Below are 18587 nucleotides of genomic sequence, written 5' to 3'. Positions count from 1 at the left end.
TCAACGCCCCCGCCGTCGGCATCGCCCTCCCCGACGGCACTCCCGTCAACGCCCCCGCCCCCCTCCGCCACCCCGGCCGAGGGGGAGCGGGCCCAGGTCCGCGCGGGCCAGGCCTGGCCGGTGGTGTCGGACACCCTCCCGGTGCAGGCCGACTGCAGCCACCTCTACCTGTCCTCCGGCAAGTCGATCATGGAGCTGCAGAACGACGCCGCCGGCAACCCCACCGCCGTCAACCGCGTCGCCGCCGCCCAGTCCGGCACCAACGGCCCGTCCGGCTCCTGGGCGGCGAACCTCGCGATGGGCCCGGACCCGTCCGGTACCAACAGCCCGGTGTTCATCTCCTCCACCTACGCCGCCTCCCCGCAGACCCTCTACAAGGTCGCCAACGGCACCGGCACGGTGACCACCGACGTCTACAACGGCCAGACCCGTACGAGCCCCAACCCGCCCACCAGCTCCGGCTACGTCTGGGGCGGCTTCGGCATGGACCCGACCAAGCCCGTCCTGTACGGCGCGGGCAACCTCTACTCGGGCGCCAACAAGCTGATCTTCCGCGAGGACCTGACCACCGGCGCCAGTGTCACCCAGAACCCGCAGGGCACGGCCGGCGACACCGTGTGGCAGTACGGCACCTTCGTGCCGGACATCTTCGTGGACTCGGACGGCAACATCTACACGGCCGTCCAGTACAGCGGCCTGTACGTCTATCAGATCGACATGTCGGGAGCGACGTGGACGGCCCGCAGGGTCGTCCAGGTGCAGGGCCCGGCGGGGACGGCCGGCACCTACAACTACGGCATGGCCTGGCTCAACGGCAGCATCTACTTCGGCCAGTACGACGGCACGGTCTTCAAGGTGGACCCGAAGACCGGCGCCTCCAGCAGCATCGGCAGCTACGCGGGCAAGACCACGGGCACCACCCAGCCGAACACCGGCGGCGACTACGCCCTCACCGACCTGGCCGGCTGCCAGACCTCGCCGAACCTGCTGAAGAAGCTCCAGATCAGCAAGACCGCCGACAGGACGACCGTCTTCCCCGGCGACACCCTCACCTACACCGTCACGGTGAAGAACACCGGCACCGTCGACTACACCGGCGCGAGCTTCACCGACGACCTGACCAACGCCCTGACCGACGCCGCCTACAACGGCGACGCCCGGGCCTCCCTCGGCACCGCGCGCTACACGGCGCCCACACTCACCTGGACGGGTGACCTGGCGGTGGGCCAGAGCGCCACCGTCACGTACTCGGTGAAGGTGAACAACCCCACCTCGGGCGCCCACCGGCTGCGCAACGCCGTCACCGCCGACAACTCCAACTGCCTCCCCGGCTCCACCGACCCGGCCTGCTCCACCACGACCCCGGTGGGCGGCCTCGCGGTCAAGAAGACCGCCGACAAGGCCCGGGCGAAGGCGGGCGACACCGTCACGTACACCGTGACCATCACCAACACCGGCGCGATCGACCTCCCGAGGTCGACGTTCAACGACGACCTCACCCAGGTGCTGGACGACGCCGCGTACAACGGCGACGCCAAGGCCACCTCCGGCACGCTCGCCTACCGCAGCCCGGACCTCTCCTGGACGGGCGACCTGACGGTCGGCCAGAGTGCCACCGTCACGTACTCGGTGAAGGTGAACAGCCCGCCGAACGGCGACAAGCGGCTCGTCAACGCCGTCGTCTCGCCCGGCAGCAACTGCCTGCCCGGCTCCACCGACCCGGACTGCACCAGCACCGTGGTGATCACCGGGCTGAAGATCACCAAGACCGTCGACGCCACCGAGGCCAAGCCCGGCCAGAAGGTGACCTACACCGTCACCGTGCAGAACACCGGCGGCGCGGCCGTCACCGGGGCCTCCTTCACCGACGACCTCACCAACGTCATCGACGACGCCACCTACAACGGCGACGCCAGGGCGGGCTCCGGCACCGTCGCCTACCGCGAGCCGAGGCTCACCTGGACGGGCGACGTGGCGGCCGGCGCGACGGTGACGGTCACCTACTCCGTCACGGTCGACAGCCCGCCGCGCGGCAGCCTCAGGCTCACCAACACCGTCGTGTCGCCCGACTCCAACTGCCCCGCCGGCTCCACCGACCCGGCCTGCGGCACCACCGTCCCGGTCAAGGCCCTGCGCGTCCACAAGACGGCCGACAAGGAGAGCTACGGGCCGGGCGAGACGGCCACCTACACGATCGTGGTCGAGAACCCCTCCACGGTCGACTACCCCGGCGCCACCCTGACGGACGACCTGACCCGCGTCCTCGACGACGCCGACTTCGTCAGCGCCTCGGCCGACACCGGCACCGCCGTGTTCACCAGCCCGAACGTCGTCTGGAACGGGGACGTGCCCAAGGGCGGCAGGGCCACGATCACCGTCGTGGTCAAGGTCAAGGCCTCCGTCACCGCCGGGGACGGCAGTCTCGTCAACACCGTCGTCGTGCCGGACTCCAACTGCCCCGCCGGCTCCACCGATCCGGCCTGCACCAGCACCCGGGCCGTCAAGCGCCTGGAGGTCGTCAAGACCGCGAGCCCCGCCCAGGCGGGCGTCGGCGACACCGTCACCTACCGCGTGACCGTCCGCAACACCGGCACCGCGCCCTACCCGGGCGCGACCTTCACCGACGACCTCACCGCCGTCCTCACCGGCGCCGCCTACGACGGCGACGCCGCGGCCACCTCGGGCGGCACCGCCTACCTGGAGCCCAAACTCACCTGGACGGGCGACCTGGCGCCCGGCGCGAGCGCGACCGTCACCTACACCGTGACCGTCAGGAGCCCGCTGAGCGGGAACGGCCGACTGGTCAACGCCGTCACCGCCCCCGACTCCAACTGCCCCTCAGGCTCCACCGATCCGGCCTGCTCGACCACCGTGCCGATCCGGCACCTCAGCGTGCTCAAGTCCGCCGACCGCACGCAGCTGCGCCCCGGCGACAAGGTCACCTACACCGTGCGGATCACCAACGACGGCCAGGTCGACCACCCGGGCGCGCGCTTCAGCGACGACCTCACGCGCGTCCTGGACGACACGGCGTACGGCAACGACGCCACCGCCTCCACCGGGACGGCCACCTACGCGGCGCCCGTGCTCTCCTGGACGGGCGACCTCGCGGTCGGCGCCTCCGCCACCGTCGTCTACAGCGTGACCGTCAACAACCCGTACACCGGCGACAAGCACCTCGACAACCTGGTGGTCGCCCCCGACTCCAACTGCCCGTCCGGCTCCACCGACCCCGCCTGCGGCTCGCACATCCCGGCCCGGAACATCAAGGTCGTCAAGACCTCCAGCCCGGCCGTCGCCCGGCCCGGCGACACGGTCACCTACACCGTGACCGCCACCAACCTCGGCAGCGACCCCGCCCCCGGCGCCACCTTCGGGGACGACCTCACCCGCGTCCTCGACGACGCGCGCTACAACCAGGACGCCACCGCCACCAGCGGGACGGTCTCCTACGCGGCGCCGACCCTCACCTGGACCGGGGACCTCGCGCCGGGCGCCTCGGCGAGCGTCACCTACTCGGTGACGGTCGACAACCCCGTGACCGACTCCCGGCAGCTGGTCAACGTCGTCACCTCGCCGGACGGCAGCTGCCCGCCCGGCTCCACCGACGCCGACTGCGTCAACGTCGTCCCGATCCGCTCGCTGCACCTGGCCAAGACGGCCAGCCCGGCGGTCGCCAGGCCCGGCGACAAGGTGACGTACACGGTGACCGTCGTGAACGACGGCCGCACCGACATCACCGGGGCGACGTTCAGCGACGACCTGACGAAGGTCGTCGACGACGCGCGCTACAACCAGGACGCGACGGCCTCCGGCGGAGCGGTCTCCTACGCGGCGCCCGTGCTCTCCTGGACGGGCGACCTCGCGGCGGGGGCCACGGCGAAGGTCACGTACAGCGTGACCGTCAACGACCCGGTCACCGGGGACGGCCGGCTCGCCAACGCCGTCACCTCCCCGGAGGGCAACTGCCCGCCCGGCTCGGCCGATCCGGCCTGCACCACCGTCGTCCCGCTGAAGCACCTGAAGGTGGCGAAGACCTCCAGCCCGAGCGTGGCCCGGCCCGGGGACAAGGTGACGTACACCGTGACGGTCACCAACGACGGCCAGGCCGACATCACGGGCGCCACCTTCAGCGACGACCTCACGCGCGTCCTGGACGGCGCGGCCTACGGCAAGGACGCCGCCGCCTCCGCCGGCGCCGTGGCGTACACCGCCCCGACGCTCACCTGGACGGGGGACCTGGCGGTCGGCGCCTCGGCGCGCGTGACGTACTCCGTGACGGTGAACACCCCGCTCGGCGGGAGCGGCAAGCTGGTCAACGCCGTGACGGCGGCGGACTCCAACTGCCCGGCGGGCAGCACCGATCCGGCCTGCACCAGCACCGTGCCGCTGCGCTCGCTGAGGCTCGCCAAGAGCGCCGACCCGGCCGTGGCCCGGCCCGGGGAGAAGGTGACCTACAAGGTGACCGTGACCAACGACGGCCAGGCCGACATCACGGGCGCCACCTTCAGCGACGACCTCACGCGCGTCCTGGACAGCGCGGCCTATGACCGGGACGCCGCCGCCTCCGCCGGGTCCGTCGCGTACAACGAGCCGACGCTGACCTGGACCGGGGACCTCGCGGCCGGGGCCACGGCCACCGTCACCTACTCCGTGACGGTGAACAGCCCGCTCAGCGGCAGCGGCAAGCTCGCCAACGCCGTCACCTCGCCGGACGGCAACTGCCCGCCCGGCTCCGTCGATCCGGCCTGCACCAGCACCGTCCCGGTCCGCTCGCTGAAGATCGCCAAGACCGCCGACCCGGCCGTGGCCACCGCCGGGGGGAAGGTGACGTACCGGGTGACCGTCACCAACGACGGCCAGGCCGACATCCCCAACGCCACCTTCACCGACGACCTCACCCGGCTACTCAGCGCCGCCGCCTACGGCAACGACGCCTCGGCCACCGCCGGGACGGTCTCCTACGCGGCGCCGAAGCTCACCTGGACGGGCGCGCTCCAGCCCGGCAGCAGCGCCACGGTGACGTACTCGGTGACGGTGAACAACCCGCTCACCGGCGGCGGCAAGCTCGTCAACGCCGTCACCTCGCCGGACGGCAACTGCCCGCCGGGCTCGGCCGATCCGGCCTGTGGCACCACCGTGCCGGTCAAGCACCTGAAGGTGGCGAAGAGCGCCGACCGCACCTCGGTCAAGCCCGGCGAGAAGGTCACGTACACGGTGACTGTCACCAACGACGGCCAGACCGACTACCCGGCCGCGGCCTTCAGCGACGACCTGACGAAGATCCTCGACGGCGCGGCGTACAACCAGGACGCGGCCGCCACCGCAGGGTCCGTCTCCTACACGGCGCCGAGGCTCGACTGGACGGGGGACCTGGCGGTCGGCGCCTCGGCGCGCGTGACGTACAGCGTGACCGTCAACAGCCCGATCAGCGGGAGCGGCAAGCTGGTCAACGCCGTGACGGCGGCGGACTCCAACTGCCCGGCGGGCAGCACCGATCCGGCCTGCACCAGCACCGTGCCCGCCCGGAACATCAGGATCACCAAGACCTCGAACCCGGCCGTCGCCCGGCCCGGCGGGACGGTCTCCTACACCGTCACCGTCGCCAACCTGGCCGAGGAGGACGCGGCCGGGGTCGGCTTCAGCGACAACCTGGCGAAGGTCGTCGACAAGGCCGCCTACAACGGCGACGCCGCCGCCACCCGCGGGACGGTCTCCTACGCGGCGCCCGTGCTCAGCTGGAAGGGCGACCTGCCGGGCCGGGCGACGGCCGTCGTCACCTACTCGGTGACGGTCGCGAGCCCGGTGACCGGGGACGGGAAGCTCGTCAACGCCGTCACCTCGCCGGACGGCAGCTGCGCGCCCGGCTCCACGGACCCGGCCTGCGGGACGACCGTCCCGATCCGGTACCTCACCGTCGCCAAGACCGTGGACGTGACCGAGGCCGGGCCCGGCGACAAGGTCTCGTACACGCTCACCGTCCGCAACGACGGGCCGGTCGACTACCCCGGCGCCGCCGCGAACGACGACCTCGCCGGGCTGCTCGCCGCCGCCGACTACAACGACGACGCCGCAGCCACCCGGGGAACGGTCGCCCTCGACGGCGCGGTGATCCGCTGGACGGGGGACCTGGCGACGGGGGCCTCGGCGGTCGTCACCTACAGCGTGACGGTCAAGAGCCCCGTGCCGGCGGGGGCCTCGCTGAGGAACGCCGTCACCGCGACGGACAGCAACTGCCCGTCCGGGTCCGTCGACCCGGCCTGCTCGCGCGAGACGCCGCTCAAGAAGCTGGAGGTCGTCAAGAAGGCCGACCGGAGCACCGTCCGGCCCGGCGGGAAGGTCACGTACACGGTGACCGTCACCAACACCGGCGGCACGGGCGTCACCGATGCCTCCGCCGTCGACGACCTGAGCGGCGTACTCGGCGGGGCCCGCTACGGCGGGGACGCGAGCGCCTCCGTCGGGACGCTCGCGTACGCGGCGCCGAGGCTCACCTGGACGGGCGCGCTGGCGGTGGGGGAGCGGGTGGTGATCACCTACTCGGTGACGGTGAACGACCCGGCGGGCGGAAGCCTGGTCAACGTCGTCACCGCGCCGTACAGCAACTGCCCGCTGCCGATGGGCGGGCGGCGCCGGGCGGGGGCGGTCGATCCGGACTGCTCGGCGACGGTGACGCCGGAGGAGCCGTCGCCCTCGCCTTCCCCCTCCCCTTCACCGAAGCCGTCCCCGTCCGTGTCCCCGACGCCTACGCCCACGCCTACGCCGTCGCCGAAGCCGTCGCCCTCGCCCGGTCCCGGCCCGCTGCCCGAGACCGGGAGCGGCAGCCCCTCGGGCGCGCTGCTGGGCGCGGCGGGCGCTCTGGTCGCCCTGGGCGCGGGGCTGTGGCTGGCCGTGCGCCGGAGGAGGAACACGCACTGATCCCGGCCCGGCCGACCGGCGGAGCCGCTCCCCTCGCGGGGGCGGCTCCGCCGCCGTCTGTCGGCCGAGTGAGTGGAACCCCGGCGCTTCGCCCGTCCGGTCGGCCCGTCCGGGGGCGTCCCGCTGGTCGAATGGGCGCCAACCCGCCGATCGCCCCAGGGAGTTCCCGCATGTCCGGCCGCCGCCACCCGCTCGCCGTCGTCGCCGTCCTGGCGGCCTCCACCGCCCTGCTGCCCGCCCCGGCCGCCCGGGCGGCGGACCCCGCGCCGCACCTGGCGATCGCGCTCGACGACGGGCGGGAGCACGCCCGGCCCGGGGACCGGCTCACCTGGACCGTCACCCTGCGCAACCTCGGCGCCGAGCCCGTCACCGGGCTGCGCGTCGCCCAGGACCTGCCCGCCGGAGCCCGTCCCGTCACCGCCTCCGGCGACGCGGCGCCCGGCGCAGGGCAGCCCGCCTGGGACGGCCTCACCCTCGACCCGGGCGCCACCCGCACCCTCACCGCCACCGCCGAGCTCACCGAGACCGGCCCCGAGGTCCTGCGGGCCTCCAGCACCGCCTGCGCCTACCAGGGCGACTCCCGTCAGCCGCTGGTCTGCGCCAGCCACCTCGACCTCCTCCCCGCAGGCGAGCCGGTGGCGGCGCCGGACGGCCGGGGGCGGCTGCTGCCGCTCGTGGGCGCGGCGGCCGCCGGAGGGGCCGTTGCCGCCGGGGCCTGGGCGCTTCTGCGCGCCCGGCGGCGACGGGCGTCCTGAGCAATTTCGGTCGGAGCGATGAGTTTTCGCGCCCCGACCGGTCTCACCTACCGACAGGACCACCACCTCAGCGGGAGCACCCCATGGGCCAGATCCACATCGAACTGTTCACCACCCTCGACTTCGTCGCGCAGTCGCCCGGAGGCCCCGACGAGGACCCGGAGGGCTTCGCCTTCGGAGGCTGGCAGGTGCCCCTGCTGGACGAGGCCGCCGGGGCGCAGGTCGACGAGGCGTACGTGGGCACCGACGCGCTGCTCCTCGGCCGCCGGACGTACGACATCTTCGCCGCCTACTGGCCTAAGGCCGGGGACAGCCCGTTCGCCGAGCTGTTCAACAGCGTCCCGAAGTACGTGGCCTCGCGCGGCGAGCCCGACCTCACCTGGGCCGGCTCCACCCACCTCGGGCCGGACCTGCCCGCCGCCGTGCGGGAGGTGCGCGAGCGGCACGAGCGGGTGAAGGTCGTCGGCAGCCTCGACCTCGTGCAGACCCTGCTGCGCGAGAAGCTGTTCGACCGCCTGGACCTCTGGGTCCACCCGATCCTCCTCGGCACCGGCAAGAAGGTGTTCGACGGCGGCGCCGTCCCGACCAACCTCACCCTGCTCCAGCCGCCCGCGGCCAGCCCGAAGGGCACCGTCCTGCTGCGCTACGGCCTGGCGGAGGGCGTCCCCGGCACCGGGGACATGGACGAGCTGCGCCGCCAGGGCTGAGCGCGGCGACCGGGGCCGTCGAGCGGTCGGACGGCGGCCCCGGCCCCGGTCAGGCCTTCCGCCGCCGGGCCTTCGGGGCGGGCGGCGCCTGCGGCAGTTCCGGCTCGGCCGCCGCCCGGACGGCCTCCATGGCCCTGGCCTCGTTGGGCACCCGGGCCCGGGCGCCCAGGCCGAAGAAGCCGCCCTCCTCGTTGGCGTCCGCGACGGTCGCGGTGATCGTCGCCAGGAACGCCCGGAAGTCGGCCAGCTCCTCCGGCGCGGCCTCGGCGACGATCCCGGCGGCCGCGCGGATCAGCTGCAGCGCCGGGCCCTCGTAGTCGGCGTACCGGGTGCCCGGCGGGAGCCCGGTCTCGAAGGTGGAGCTCGCCGTGAGCTCCCGGACGAACCGTCGGGGGTGGCTGATGCTGGCCTCGCGCAGCAGCTTGACCAGCGCGAACATCTCGTCGGCGTCGACGACCCCCTCGGCGAGCGCCACCAGCACGCCCGCCGCCATCAGGGCCTTCTGCAGCGTCAGCCACTGCTCCGGCGTGAAGTCCAGCTCCCCGCGCCCCTCGGCGCGCGCGGTGTGCAGGATCTGGAAGCCGATGTCGGCCAGCACGTCGGGGAGCCGCCGGACGGCCTCCACGCTGCGGGCCCGGGCCCGGTCGGTGAGCTCCTCCCACGGCGGCAGCTCGGGCGGCTCGCCCTCGCGCTGAGCGGGCAACCCGCCCGGGGCGGCGGCCTGTTGGCGGGCCAGCCGGTGCTCGTACTCCAGCCGGGCCAGGACCTCCGCCTCCTCGTCGTTGAACTCCACGGTCGGGGAGGCGTCGGAGGTGGGGACCATCAGGCAGCCGATCGCGGCCAGTTGCTCGCCGAGCTGGCGCGCCTGCGCCCGGTTGGCCTCCCGCAGCTCCTCCGGCAGCTCGGCCCAGGGCCTCAACCCGGGCCTGCTGCCCGGCTCCTGGCCGTCCTCGACGGCCGCCTCGAACCGGCTCTGGTGCAGGGCCCGCGCCAGGTGGCCGGTGATCTGGGTGTTGGTGTAGCCGGCGAGGCTGTCGATGACGCGGTCCTGCGCCAGAAGGCGCGACTTCATCCGGCGGCACTCGTGCAGGATCGCCTCGGCGTCGAGCAGGGTCTGCTCCGAGCGGCGGTCCGCGGCCCGGCCGAGCACGTCCTGTCCGACCATGATGACGATCATGAAGACGAGCTGGGCCAGGGTGGACAGGAAGCTCATGAACGCGAACGGGTACGGGTCGAAGCGCTGGATCCCCAGCTCCGCCATGCCGATCCAGACCACCTGCGTCCCGGCGGCGAGGTAGAAGGCCCACATGCTGCCCAGCCGGCCCGTCAGCCAGGCCGCGATCCGGCCGTTGACCCCCGTGACCTGGTCGAGGGCCTGCGGCGGGTGCTGCACCCGGTGCCGCTCGATCCACGGGTGCGCGCCGGTCTCCAACAGGCTGACCCCGCGGCCCAGCGCGTGGTCGTGCCGGTCCAGGTGCGCCTGGAGGTCCGCGACCCGCTCGAAGATCGCCTCGGCGTTCTCGTACGTCTGCACCGCCCGCCGGTCCGCGGCCGCGCCCAGGACGCGCTGGCCGACCAGGATCGCCAGGCAGAGCACCAGTTGGACGACGTTGTCCAGGAACAGCAGGAACGGGAAGGGGTACGGGTCGGCCCCGTGCAGCGGGCCCCAGGTCGCCAGGGCGATCCAGGCGGCGAAGACGACCAGCGTGACGTAGAGGGCGGGCATCGAGCCCACCAGGCGCGTGAGCGCCGCCGCCAGCGCGCCGTTGAAGCCGACCTGCGAGTCCGCGACCCGTACCGGTTGTTGCTCCGGCTGTTGCTCCGGCTGGTGGTCCGTCGCCTGCTCGGGAGTCTCGGGAGTGTCGACCACCGTGCCCGTTGTGCTCATGCCACCTCACTCGTCCTGATGACGCCCTCGAACTCGACATGATGGCACCCGCCGCGCCGCCCCGGGCTGCTCCGGGGTACTCCCGGGCTACTCCTGAGCTACTCCTGAGCGACGAAACGGGCCAGCAGGTCGTGGAGTTGGAGCCGCTCCGGCCCGTTCAGGGCCTCCAGCAGCTCCGCCATCGCGCCGCGGAACAGGCCGCCCGCCTCGTCGAGGAGCCGCTCGCCCTCCCCGGTGATCGCGACCTCGTACGCCCGGCGGTCGTGCGGCGCCCGGCTCCGGCGCACCAGGCCCCGGCCCTCCAGATCGTCCACGATCCGCATCAGGGTCGACTTGTCGATGCCGAGCGCCGCGCCCAACTCCCGCTGGCTGGCGGCCCGGCCCTCGCGCAGGGCGGACAGCACGCCCGCGTGCTGGAGTTCGAGGCCGGTCGGCCGCGCCGCCCGGTTGGCCCGGGCGCGGGCGAGCTGGTGGGCGCGGTACAGCAGAAGGCCGAGGGTGGCCGGATCGCCCCGTTGAGCATCCACGGGCGCAATGCTAGCGTGCGAGACGGTCTCATCTGAGACGGTCTCAACTCGGAGTCGCCCCATGCGCGTTCTGATCATCGGCGCCGGACTCGCCGGCCCCTGCCTCGCCCACGGCCTGCTCCGCCACGGCCACGACGTCCGCCTCTTCGAACGGGACGCGGGCCTCGACTCCCGCGCCCAGGGCTACCGCATCCACATCGGCGGCGACGGTGCGGAGGCGCTGCGCCGCTGCCTGCCCGCCGAGGCCTACGAGCAGGCCGAGGCCACCTCCTGCCTGACCACGCACGGCGTCACCCTGGCCGGCCCCGGCCTGCGGGAGTTCCACCCGCTCGAACTGCCGCCCGGCGCGGCCGGACTCACCGTCGACCGCCTCACGCTGCGCCGGATCATGCTGCGCGGGCTGACCGGTGCCGTCCGCTACGGCGCCGCCTTCACCCGCTACTCGCTGCCGGGCGACGGCACCGTCCGCGTCCACCTCGCCGACGGCACCACCGCCGAGGGGGACCTGCTGGTCGCCACCGACGGCGCCCACTCGGGCGTCCGGCGCCAACTGCTGCCCGACGTGCCGGTTTCCGTCCTCGACGGCGGGCTGGTCTACGGCCGCACGCCGCTGACCCCGGAGGTGCGCTCGCTCCTGCCGGAACCGGCCCTCGGCGGCTTCCTCGGCGTCTCCGGCGGCCCGGGCGGCCACCGCCTCGCGCTCGCCGCCCACCGGTTCCGGCGCAGCCCGGCCGAGTTCGGGCTGCCCGCCGCCGAGGACTACGTCATGTGGAGCGTCGGCGCCTTCCCCTCGGCCCTCCTCTCCGGGAGCCCCGCCGAGCTGCTCGCCCTGGCCTCGGACGCCCTCGCAGGCTGGCACCCCTGTCTCGGCGCCCTGATCCGCCTCGGCGACCCCCGCCACGTCCTCCCCGCCGCCGTCCACACCTCCACCCGCCCCGGCCCGCGCCCACCCACCCCCGTCACCCTCCTCGGCGACGCCGCCCACCCCATGCCCCCGGCCGGCCTCAGCGCGGGCGCCGCCCTGCACGACGCCGCCCTCCTCGCCTCCCACCTCACCCCCGGCACACCCCTGCCGCAGGCACTGCGCGCGTACGAGGAGGAGATGCAGACCCACGGCTTCGCCGCCGTGGCCGCCTCCCACCGGACGTGGGCCTCCTAGCGCGCCGCACCGACCACCTGGGTGACGGCGGCGGCGACGTCCTCGGCGACGCGGGTCGGACGGTAGGCGCTCTCGGCCCATGTCCGCCCGTTCGACACCCACACGCTCCGGAGGCCGAGGGCGTCCGCCCCGCCGATGTCCGCGCGGGGCGAATCGCCGACGACCCATGCGCCGGTGAGGGGCGCCCCGACGCTCTGTGTCGCCGCGCGGAAGATCTCCGGTGCGGGCTTCTTGTGGCCGACGGCCTCGGAGACCGCCCAGCCGTCGACGAGCAGGTCCAGCCCGGCGTGGTGGATCTTGGCCTCCTGTTGGGCGGTGGGGCCGTTGGTGACGATCACGCTGGTCCACCCCCGCGCCCGCGCCGCGCCCAGGGCCTGGCGGCAGGAGGCCGTCAGGACGACGCGGTCGGCGCCGCCGCGGTCGAGGAGTTCGCGGACGCGCGTGGCGGGCGCGGCGCCCCCGTACCGGTCGGCCATGGCCGCGGCGACCTCGTGACGGGCGGTGTAGCCGCTCGCGTCCAGGCCCATGATCCAGGCGAGGTCGGCCCCGGGCAGGCCGTGCCCGGCGAGGAACGCGGCGACGGCCTCGCGGAAGGCCGCGTCCCGGTCGACCAGCGTGTTGTCGAGGTCCAGCATCAGCAGCGGCATGACCGGTAGTGGACCACGGGCGGCCCGGCCGCGCGGTCGGCGGGCGTGGCGCGATGCGTGGGGTGCCCGTCGTTGACGCCGTCCTCGCAGGTCAGGCAGGCTGCTGGCCATGCGACGGGTGGTGTTCGTGGTGTTCGAGGGGTTCCAGGCGGTGGATCTGGTGGGCCCGCACTCGGTGTTCCACTATGCCCAGCAGACGGCCGGAGGGTACGACTGCCGGGTGGTGGCGCCCCGGGCGGGTGCGGTGCGTTCGTCCAGCGGCCTGCCGATGGTCGCCGAGGAGGGGATCGGCGACCTCGGCCCCGGCGGGCTGGACACGCTCGTCGTGGTCGGCGGGCCGGGGGTGAACGAGGCGCGCCGCGATGCCGCGCTGGTGGAGTGGATCGCGGAGGCGGCGGCCGGCGCGCGGCGGGTGGCCTCGGTGTGCAGTGGCGCGCTGCTGCTCGCCACGGCCGGGGTCCTCGACGGGCGGCGCGTCACCACGCACTGGGCGCGGGGGCGGCAACTGGCCGAGGAGCACCCCGAGTTGACGGTGGACTGCGACCCGATCTTCATCAAGGACGGCCGGGTGTGGACCTCGGCCGGCGTCAGCGCCGGCATGGATCTCGCGCTCGCCCTGGTCGAGGACGACCACGGGCCGGAGGTCGCCCTGGCCGCCGCGCGCGAGATGGTGCTCTACCTGCGGCGGCCGGGCAACCAGTCCCAGTTCAGCGTTCCGCTCTGGTCGGCCCAGCCCGCCAGCGACCCGGTCCGCACCGTCGTCCGGGCCGTCCAGGACGACCCCGGCGGCCCGCACACCGTCGCCGCCATGGCGGCCCGCGCCGGCCTGAGCCCGCGCCACCTGCAGCGCCGCTTCGCCGCGGAGCTCGGCCTCGGCCCGGCCGCGTATGTCGAGCGCGTACGGGTGGAGGCCGCCCGGCGCGCGCTCACCGAGGCCGACGAGCCGGTGGCCGCCATCGCCCGCCGCCTCGGCTTCGGCACCGCCGAGACCCTCCGGCGCACCTTCCACCGCCGCGTCGGCATCGCCCCCGGCGAGTACCGCGCCCGGTTCGGCCCGGCGGAGGCAACTTCCGCCCCGGGCAAGGACGTTCCCCCGCACACGATCTCAGGAGGCTGACATGGAGACACAGCGCGTCACGGTGGTCACGGGCGGGAGCCGCGGAATCGGCGCGGCCGTCTGCGCCCGCCTCGCCGACGAGGGGCACGACATCGTCCTCGGTTACCGCTCCGACGGGGCCGCGGCGGAGTCCGTCGCCGAACGCGTCCGGCAGGCCGGCCGCAGGTGCGTCACCGTCCGGGCGGACACCGCCGAGGAGGCGGACGTCGACACCCTCTTCGACCGCGCCGCCGCCCTCGGGCCCGTCACGGCACTGGTGAACAACGCGGGGACCAGCGGGCCCAACGGCCGCCTGGCCGACGCCGACGCGGCTGGCCTGCGCAGGGCCCTGGAGGTCAACGTCCTCGGCTACCTGCTCTGCGCCCGCCGCGCGATCCGTGGCATGGCGGCGAGCGGCGGGGGAGCGATCGTCAACATCTCCTCGGCCGCCGCCACCCTCGGCAGCCCGGGGCAGTACGTCCACTACGCCGCCGCCAAGGCCGCCGTCGACGCGATGACGGTGGGGCTGTCCAAGGAGGTCGCCGACCAGGGCATCCGCGTCAACTGCGTGGCTCCCGGCACCATTTGGACGGACTTCCACCAGGACCCGGAACGCCCCCGCAAGGTCGCCTCCGCCATCCCCCTGGGCCGCGCCGGACAGCCGGAGGAGATCGCCGCCGCCGTCTCCTGGCTGCTCTCCGAGGACGCCTCGTACGCGACCGGCGCCGTCCTGCGCGTGGCGGGCGGACTGTAGCCAGGGCCCGCGCCGCCCGTCAGGCTTGCCTGGCACCGTGGGAGGTGCCGCCCCCGGGAAGGCCCCGGACGGGCGGCGGCGGGCAGGACGGCGGTCATGGTGAACGTGAACTCCGAGGCGCAGTACGGCGACTACCAGAACGAGATCTACTTCCGGGGGCTCTCGGGCGTCGTCCCGACGATGCCGATGACCTTCGCCGACCTGGAGGCGCGCGCCCGGGGCGCGCTGGCGCCGTCCGTGCTCTCGTACGTCGCGGGCGGCGCCGGGGACGAGTCCACCCAGCGGGCGAACGTGTCGGCCTTCGAGCGCTACGGCCTGGTGCCGCGCATGATGGTCGGCGCCGCCCGGCGGGACCTGTCCGTCGACCTGTTCGGGCTGCGGCTGCCCTCGCCGCTGTTCATGGCCCCGGTCGGGGTGATCGGCCTGTGCGCGCAGGACGGGCACGGCGACCTCGCCACCGCCCGCGCGGCGGCGAGGACGGGCGTGCCCATGGTGGCCTCGACCCTGACGGTCGACCCGATGGAGCAGGTCGCCGCCGAGTTCGGCGACACCCCGGGCTTCTTCCAGCTCTACACCCCCACCGACCGGGCACTCGCCGAGAGCCTCGTCCACCGGGCCGAGGCCGCCGGGTTCAAGGGCATCGTCGTCACCCTCGACACCTGGATCACCGGCTGGCGCCCGCGCGACCTCGCCACCGGCAACTTCCCGCAATTGCGCGGGCACTGCCTCGCCAACTACACCTCCGACCCGGTCTTCCGCGCCCGCCTCGCCAAGGCGCCCGAGGAGGACCCGGGCGCCGCCGTCCTCGCCTGGGTCCAGCTCTTCGGCAACCCGCTGACCTGGGACGACCTTCCCTGGCTGCGCTCGCTCACCGACCTGCCGATCCTCCTCAAGGGCCTCTGCCACCCCGAGGACGTCCGCCGCGCCAGGGACGGCGGCGTGGACGGCGTCTACTGCTCCAACCACGGCGGCCGCCAGGCCAACGGCGGGCTCGCGGCCATCGACCTCCTCCCCGACGTGGTCGAGGCCGCCGACGGCCTGCCCGTCCTCTTCGACTCCGGCATCCGCACCGGCGCCGACCTCGTCAAGGCCCTCGCCCTCGGCGCCACGGCCGTCGGCGTCGGCCGCCCGTACGCCTACGGCCTCGCCGTCGGCGGCGAGGACGGCATCGTGCACGTGCTGCGCTCCCTGCTCGCCGAGGCCGACCTGATCATGGCCGTCGACGGCTACCCGACCCTCGCCGACCTCCGCACCCCGGGCGCGATCCGCCGCTGTTGATCCCCCGGGGTCGTGCCTGATGGGCGGCCGGGGCGGCCGTCCCGCAGTTCGCCGGTCACCGCCCAGGCCACCGAGACCACCGGGACGGCCACCACCGCCCCGAGGACACCGGCGAGGACGGCGCCGCCGGTCACCGACAGGGCCAGGGCTACGGGGTGCAGGCGCACGGACCATCCCAGGACCAGGGGGTGCAGCAGGTGGCCCTCGATCTGGCCGATGACGACGATCAGGGCGAGCACCAGCAGCGCGACCACCGGCCCGCGGGCGGCCAGCGCGACGAGGGCGGCGACGGCCAGGGCGACGGGCGAGCCGACGAGGGGGACGAGCGCCGCGACGAACTCCAGGACCGTCAGCGGCAGGACCAGCGGCACCCCCAGCACGGCGAGGGCGACGGCGACCAGCACGGCGTTGATCGCGGCCACCAGCAGGACCCCTCGGGTGTAGCCCGCGAAGGCCCGCCAGGCGGCGCGCCCGGCCCGGTCCAGCGCGGGGCGGGCGCGGGCCGGGAACTGGTGCTGGGCCCAGGACCACATCCGGTCCCCGGAGTGCAGGAAGAACACCGAGCAGAACACCGCGAGCGCCAGCCCGGTGGCGAGTTCGACCACGCGGCCGGCGCCGCTGATCGCGGTGCTGAGCAGCGACGAGCGGTGGGCGGAGACGAACTCGCCGACCCTGGCGGGCAGGGCGGTGACGGTGCCGGGCGGCAGGTGGAGCGGGGCGCCGGTGAGCCAGTGGTCGATCCGGCCGAGGCCGCCACGCAGTTCGGAGCCCAGCCGGCTCCACTCGTCGGCGACGGTCGTCCCGACGAGCGCGAGCACCCCGCCGACCACGGCGACGGTGCAGAGGAAGGCGAGCAGGACGGCGAGCGGGCGGGGCAGCGCGCTGGCGAGGAGGTCGACGAACGGCCGCAGGACGGAGGTGACGACCAGGGCCAGGAACAGGGCGACGGCGGGGAGTTCGAGCAGGGACAGCACGGTGACGGCGAGGTAGCCGACCAGGCCGAGCAGTGCCAGGCGCCAGGCGTACCCGGCAGTGGTGCGCAGCCCGGCGGGGACGCGCTCCTCCCGTGCGGGGCGACGCACCGGGGCCGGGCGCCGACGGGGGCGCGGTGCGTCGCCTGGGCCCGGCGGCGTTCAGGTCCACGCGATGCCCCCTCCTCCACCCCCCCCGGGACCGGGCCGCAGGCGGGGCCGACACTCCCCACGAAGGGCCCTGGGGTGCCCGCCGCCGTGACGGGCGCCCCGGGTCTACCGTCCGGCCGGCGGACGCGGGAGGCGCGCAACGCCGCCGGGCACGTGATGGCCGGGGCGGACCATCCGTTCGCCGGACCGCGCGGCCGGGTCGTCGGATGATCGGCCCGGCTGTGTCCGGCTGTGTCCGGCCGTGTCCTGCCGTGAAACGACTCGCGGCTTCCGCCCAAAACGCTGCACAAACGATTCGAGTGGCACCTCCGAATCGATCCGCTGCACCGTGGGAGCGTGACCGCGCCGAGGAGGACCGATTGCCGTGCAGCGGCCGGGGACGACCTGCCCCGGCTGCTCCGACGGGTTGCGTACGGTGACGAGGCGGCCTTCGAGACGCTGTTCCGCGCGGTTGCCGGGCCGGTCTACGGCACGGCGCTGCGGACGCTGCGCAGCCCGGCGCACGCCGAGGAGGTGACGCAGGAGGTGCTGTTCGAGCTGTGGCGCACCGCTGCCGCGTACCGCCCCGAGCGCGGGTCGGTGCTGGCCTGGGCGCTGACCGTCGCCCACCGCCGGGCGGTGGACCGGGTGCGGTCCGCGCAGGCGTCGGCCGAGCGTGACCAGCGGGTCGGCTTCCGGGAGACGGCGTCGAGCGATCCGCTGGAGGACCAGGCGGTCCGTTCGCTCGACCGCCAGCGGGTCCGTTCGGCGCTCGGGCAGCTGAGTGCGGTGCAGCGCGAGGCCGTGGTGCTGGCCTACTACGGCGGGTACACCCAGCGGGAGATCGCGGACCGGGTCGGGGTGCCGCTGGGCACCGTCAAGACGCGGATCCGCGACGGGCTCCTCCGGTTGCGGTCGGTGATCGTTCCGGAGGGAGGGCGAACGGGCCCGGGAGGCCTGGCCACCGGCCAGGTCGTCCTGCCGGGACGCCTGGCGGGGGCGGGGCGATGAGGACGTCGCCGTCCTGGAGACCGTGTGCCGGCTGACCGCCCCCGGGGTTCCGCCGGGCTGCCCGACCCCTCGAACGTGTGGGTGGGGGCCCGCAAAGAAGGAGGAATGAAAGGCACAATATCGGGCAAAGCACAATAATAGGGTGGTGTCACCGCACCGCCGACGGACCAGAGGAGGAACCGATGGGTGACCTGTCGAACAAGGCGCAGGAACTGTCCGGCAAGGCCAAGGAGACGGTCGGCGATCTGACCGGGGACCAGGAACTCAAGGGTGAGGGCCAGGCCGACCAGGCGGAGTCGAAGGTCAAGCAGGCCGTGGACGACGTCAAGGACGCCGTGCAGGGGGCCGCGGACCGTGTGAAGGGCGCACTCAAGCGCAACGACTGACGTTCGGGCCGGAGAAGACCGGAGAAGACCGGAGAAGACCGGAGAAGGAGGAGGAGAACTCTATGGCCATGGTCCTGTTCATCCTGCTGATCGCGGTGGTGTTCGGCTTCGTCGGCGCCCTGGTGAAGGGTCTGTTGTGGCTGCTCGTCATCGGCGCCGTCCTCTTCGTCGCCGCCCTCGTGTTCGGTGGCGTCCGCCTGGGCCGGGGTACGCACAGGTAGGAGCGACGCGGCGCCGCCGATCCGGTCCCCGTGGGGCGGGACAGCCACCCGGCTGTCCCGCCCCACGGCCGGCCACCACCGGGCGACCGCCCCGGCGCGGGACCGGCTTCGGCCCGAGG

Annotated in this window: 14 protein-coding genes; 10 read left to right on the top strand and 4 right to left on the bottom strand. The window is 74.2% G+C overall.

Annotated features, from left to right (window positions below; genetic code table 11):
* Nucleotides 1–123 precede the first annotated feature (123 nt).
* From ACIRRS_RS29575 to ACIRRS_RS29565, 3 genes are all read left to right on the top strand, one after another.
* On the top strand, nt 124–6918 hold the full coding sequence (locus tag ACIRRS_RS29575) for an LPXTG cell wall anchor domain-containing protein (RefSeq protein WP_402976947.1): 6795 nt from the start codon (nt 124–126) through the stop codon (nt 6916–6918).
* Between the two features lie 170 nt (nt 6919–7088).
* The gene (locus ACIRRS_RS29570; protein ID WP_402976944.1) at nt 7089–7673 is read left to right on the top strand and encodes a hypothetical protein; all 585 of its coding nucleotides are present in this window, start codon (nt 7089–7091) and stop codon (nt 7671–7673) included.
* An 83-nt stretch (nt 7674–7756) separates the two neighbouring features.
* Nucleotides 7757–8380, top strand: coding sequence for a dihydrofolate reductase family protein (locus ACIRRS_RS29565; RefSeq protein ID WP_402976941.1), 624 nt, complete (start codon nt 7757–7759; stop codon nt 8378–8380).
* Between the two features lie 49 nt (nt 8381–8429).
* On the opposite strand, the gene ACIRRS_RS29560 is transcribed toward ACIRRS_RS29565, so the two are convergent.
* Nucleotides 8430–10268, bottom strand: a complete 1839-nt coding sequence (locus ACIRRS_RS29560) for a DUF1003 domain-containing protein (RefSeq protein ID WP_402976938.1) — start codon at nt 10266–10268, stop codon at nt 8430–8432.
* Nucleotides 10269–10366: 98 nt separating this feature from the next.
* Complete coding sequence (locus ACIRRS_RS29555) at nt 10367–10795, bottom strand: MarR family winged helix-turn-helix transcriptional regulator (RefSeq protein ID WP_402976935.1); 429 nt, start codon at nt 10793–10795, stop codon at nt 10367–10369.
* 61 nt (nt 10796–10856) lie between these two features.
* On the opposite strand from ACIRRS_RS29555, the gene ACIRRS_RS29550 reads away from it, so the two are divergent.
* Nucleotides 10857–11954: an FAD-dependent oxidoreductase gene (locus ACIRRS_RS29550; RefSeq protein ID WP_402976932.1), complete on the top strand. Its 1098-nt coding sequence runs from the start codon at nt 10857–10859 to the stop codon at nt 11952–11954.
* On the opposite strand, the gene ACIRRS_RS29545 is transcribed toward ACIRRS_RS29550, so the two are convergent.
* On the bottom strand, nt 11951–12601 hold the full coding sequence (locus ACIRRS_RS29545) for an HAD family hydrolase (protein ID WP_402976929.1): 651 nt from the start codon (nt 12599–12601) through the stop codon (nt 11951–11953). The two genes, ACIRRS_RS29550 and ACIRRS_RS29545, sit on opposite strands and share 4 nt — an antisense overlap.
* A gap of 103 nt (nt 12602–12704) precedes the next feature.
* On the opposite strand from ACIRRS_RS29545, the gene ACIRRS_RS29540 reads away from it, so the two are divergent.
* The 3 genes from ACIRRS_RS29540 (at nt 12705) to ACIRRS_RS29530 (ending at nt 15729) form a co-directional block, all read left to right on the top strand.
* Nucleotides 12705–13718: a GlxA family transcriptional regulator gene (locus ACIRRS_RS29540; RefSeq protein ID WP_402977186.1), complete on the top strand. Its 1014-nt coding sequence runs from the start codon at nt 12705–12707 to the stop codon at nt 13716–13718.
* A 1-nt stretch (nt 13719) separates the two neighbouring features.
* A complete protein-coding gene (locus ACIRRS_RS29535) occupies nt 13720–14451 on the top strand; it encodes an SDR family NAD(P)-dependent oxidoreductase (RefSeq protein WP_402976926.1) in 732 nt (243 codons plus the stop codon).
* 96 nt (nt 14452–14547) lie between these two features.
* Nucleotides 14548–15729, top strand: coding sequence for an alpha-hydroxy-acid oxidizing protein (locus ACIRRS_RS29530; RefSeq protein WP_402976923.1), 1182 nt, complete (start codon nt 14548–14550; stop codon nt 15727–15729).
* Here the strand turns inward: ACIRRS_RS29530 and ACIRRS_RS29525 are convergent.
* Complete coding sequence (locus ACIRRS_RS29525; protein ID WP_402976921.1) at nt 15678–16811, bottom strand: AI-2E family transporter; 1134 nt, start codon at nt 16809–16811, stop codon at nt 15678–15680. The two genes, ACIRRS_RS29530 and ACIRRS_RS29525, sit on opposite strands and share 52 nt — an antisense overlap.
* A gap of 396 nt (nt 16812–17207) precedes the next feature.
* Here ACIRRS_RS29525 and sigK point away from each other — a divergent pair, with 396 nt between their 5' ends.
* The 3 genes from sigK to ACIRRS_RS29510 all read left to right on the top strand — a co-directional run bounded on the left by sigK (nt 17208) and on the right by ACIRRS_RS29510 (nt 18468).
* On the top strand, nt 17208–17861 hold the full coding sequence (gene sigK, locus ACIRRS_RS29520) for an ECF RNA polymerase sigma factor SigK (protein ID WP_402976919.1): 654 nt from the start codon (nt 17208–17210) through the stop codon (nt 17859–17861).
* 182 nt (nt 17862–18043) lie between these two features.
* Nucleotides 18044–18247, top strand: coding sequence for a CsbD family protein (locus tag ACIRRS_RS29515; protein WP_402976917.1), 204 nt, complete (start codon nt 18044–18046; stop codon nt 18245–18247).
* A gap of 62 nt (nt 18248–18309) precedes the next feature.
* Nucleotides 18310–18468 (top strand): hypothetical protein, encoded by a 159-nt coding sequence (locus ACIRRS_RS29510; protein WP_402976914.1) that lies wholly within the window; start codon nt 18310–18312, stop codon nt 18466–18468.
* Nucleotides 18469–18587: the final 119 nt, after the last annotated feature.

Origin of the sequence: Kitasatospora sp. NPDC101183, from assembly GCF_044767945.1 — a bacterium.
In the GTDB taxonomy this organism is placed as follows: Bacteria; Actinomycetota; Actinomycetes; order Streptomycetales; family Streptomycetaceae; genus Kitasatospora.
The sequence above is the reverse complement of the archived record's forward strand: the minus strand, read 5'-3'. Positions and strand labels throughout refer to the sequence as shown.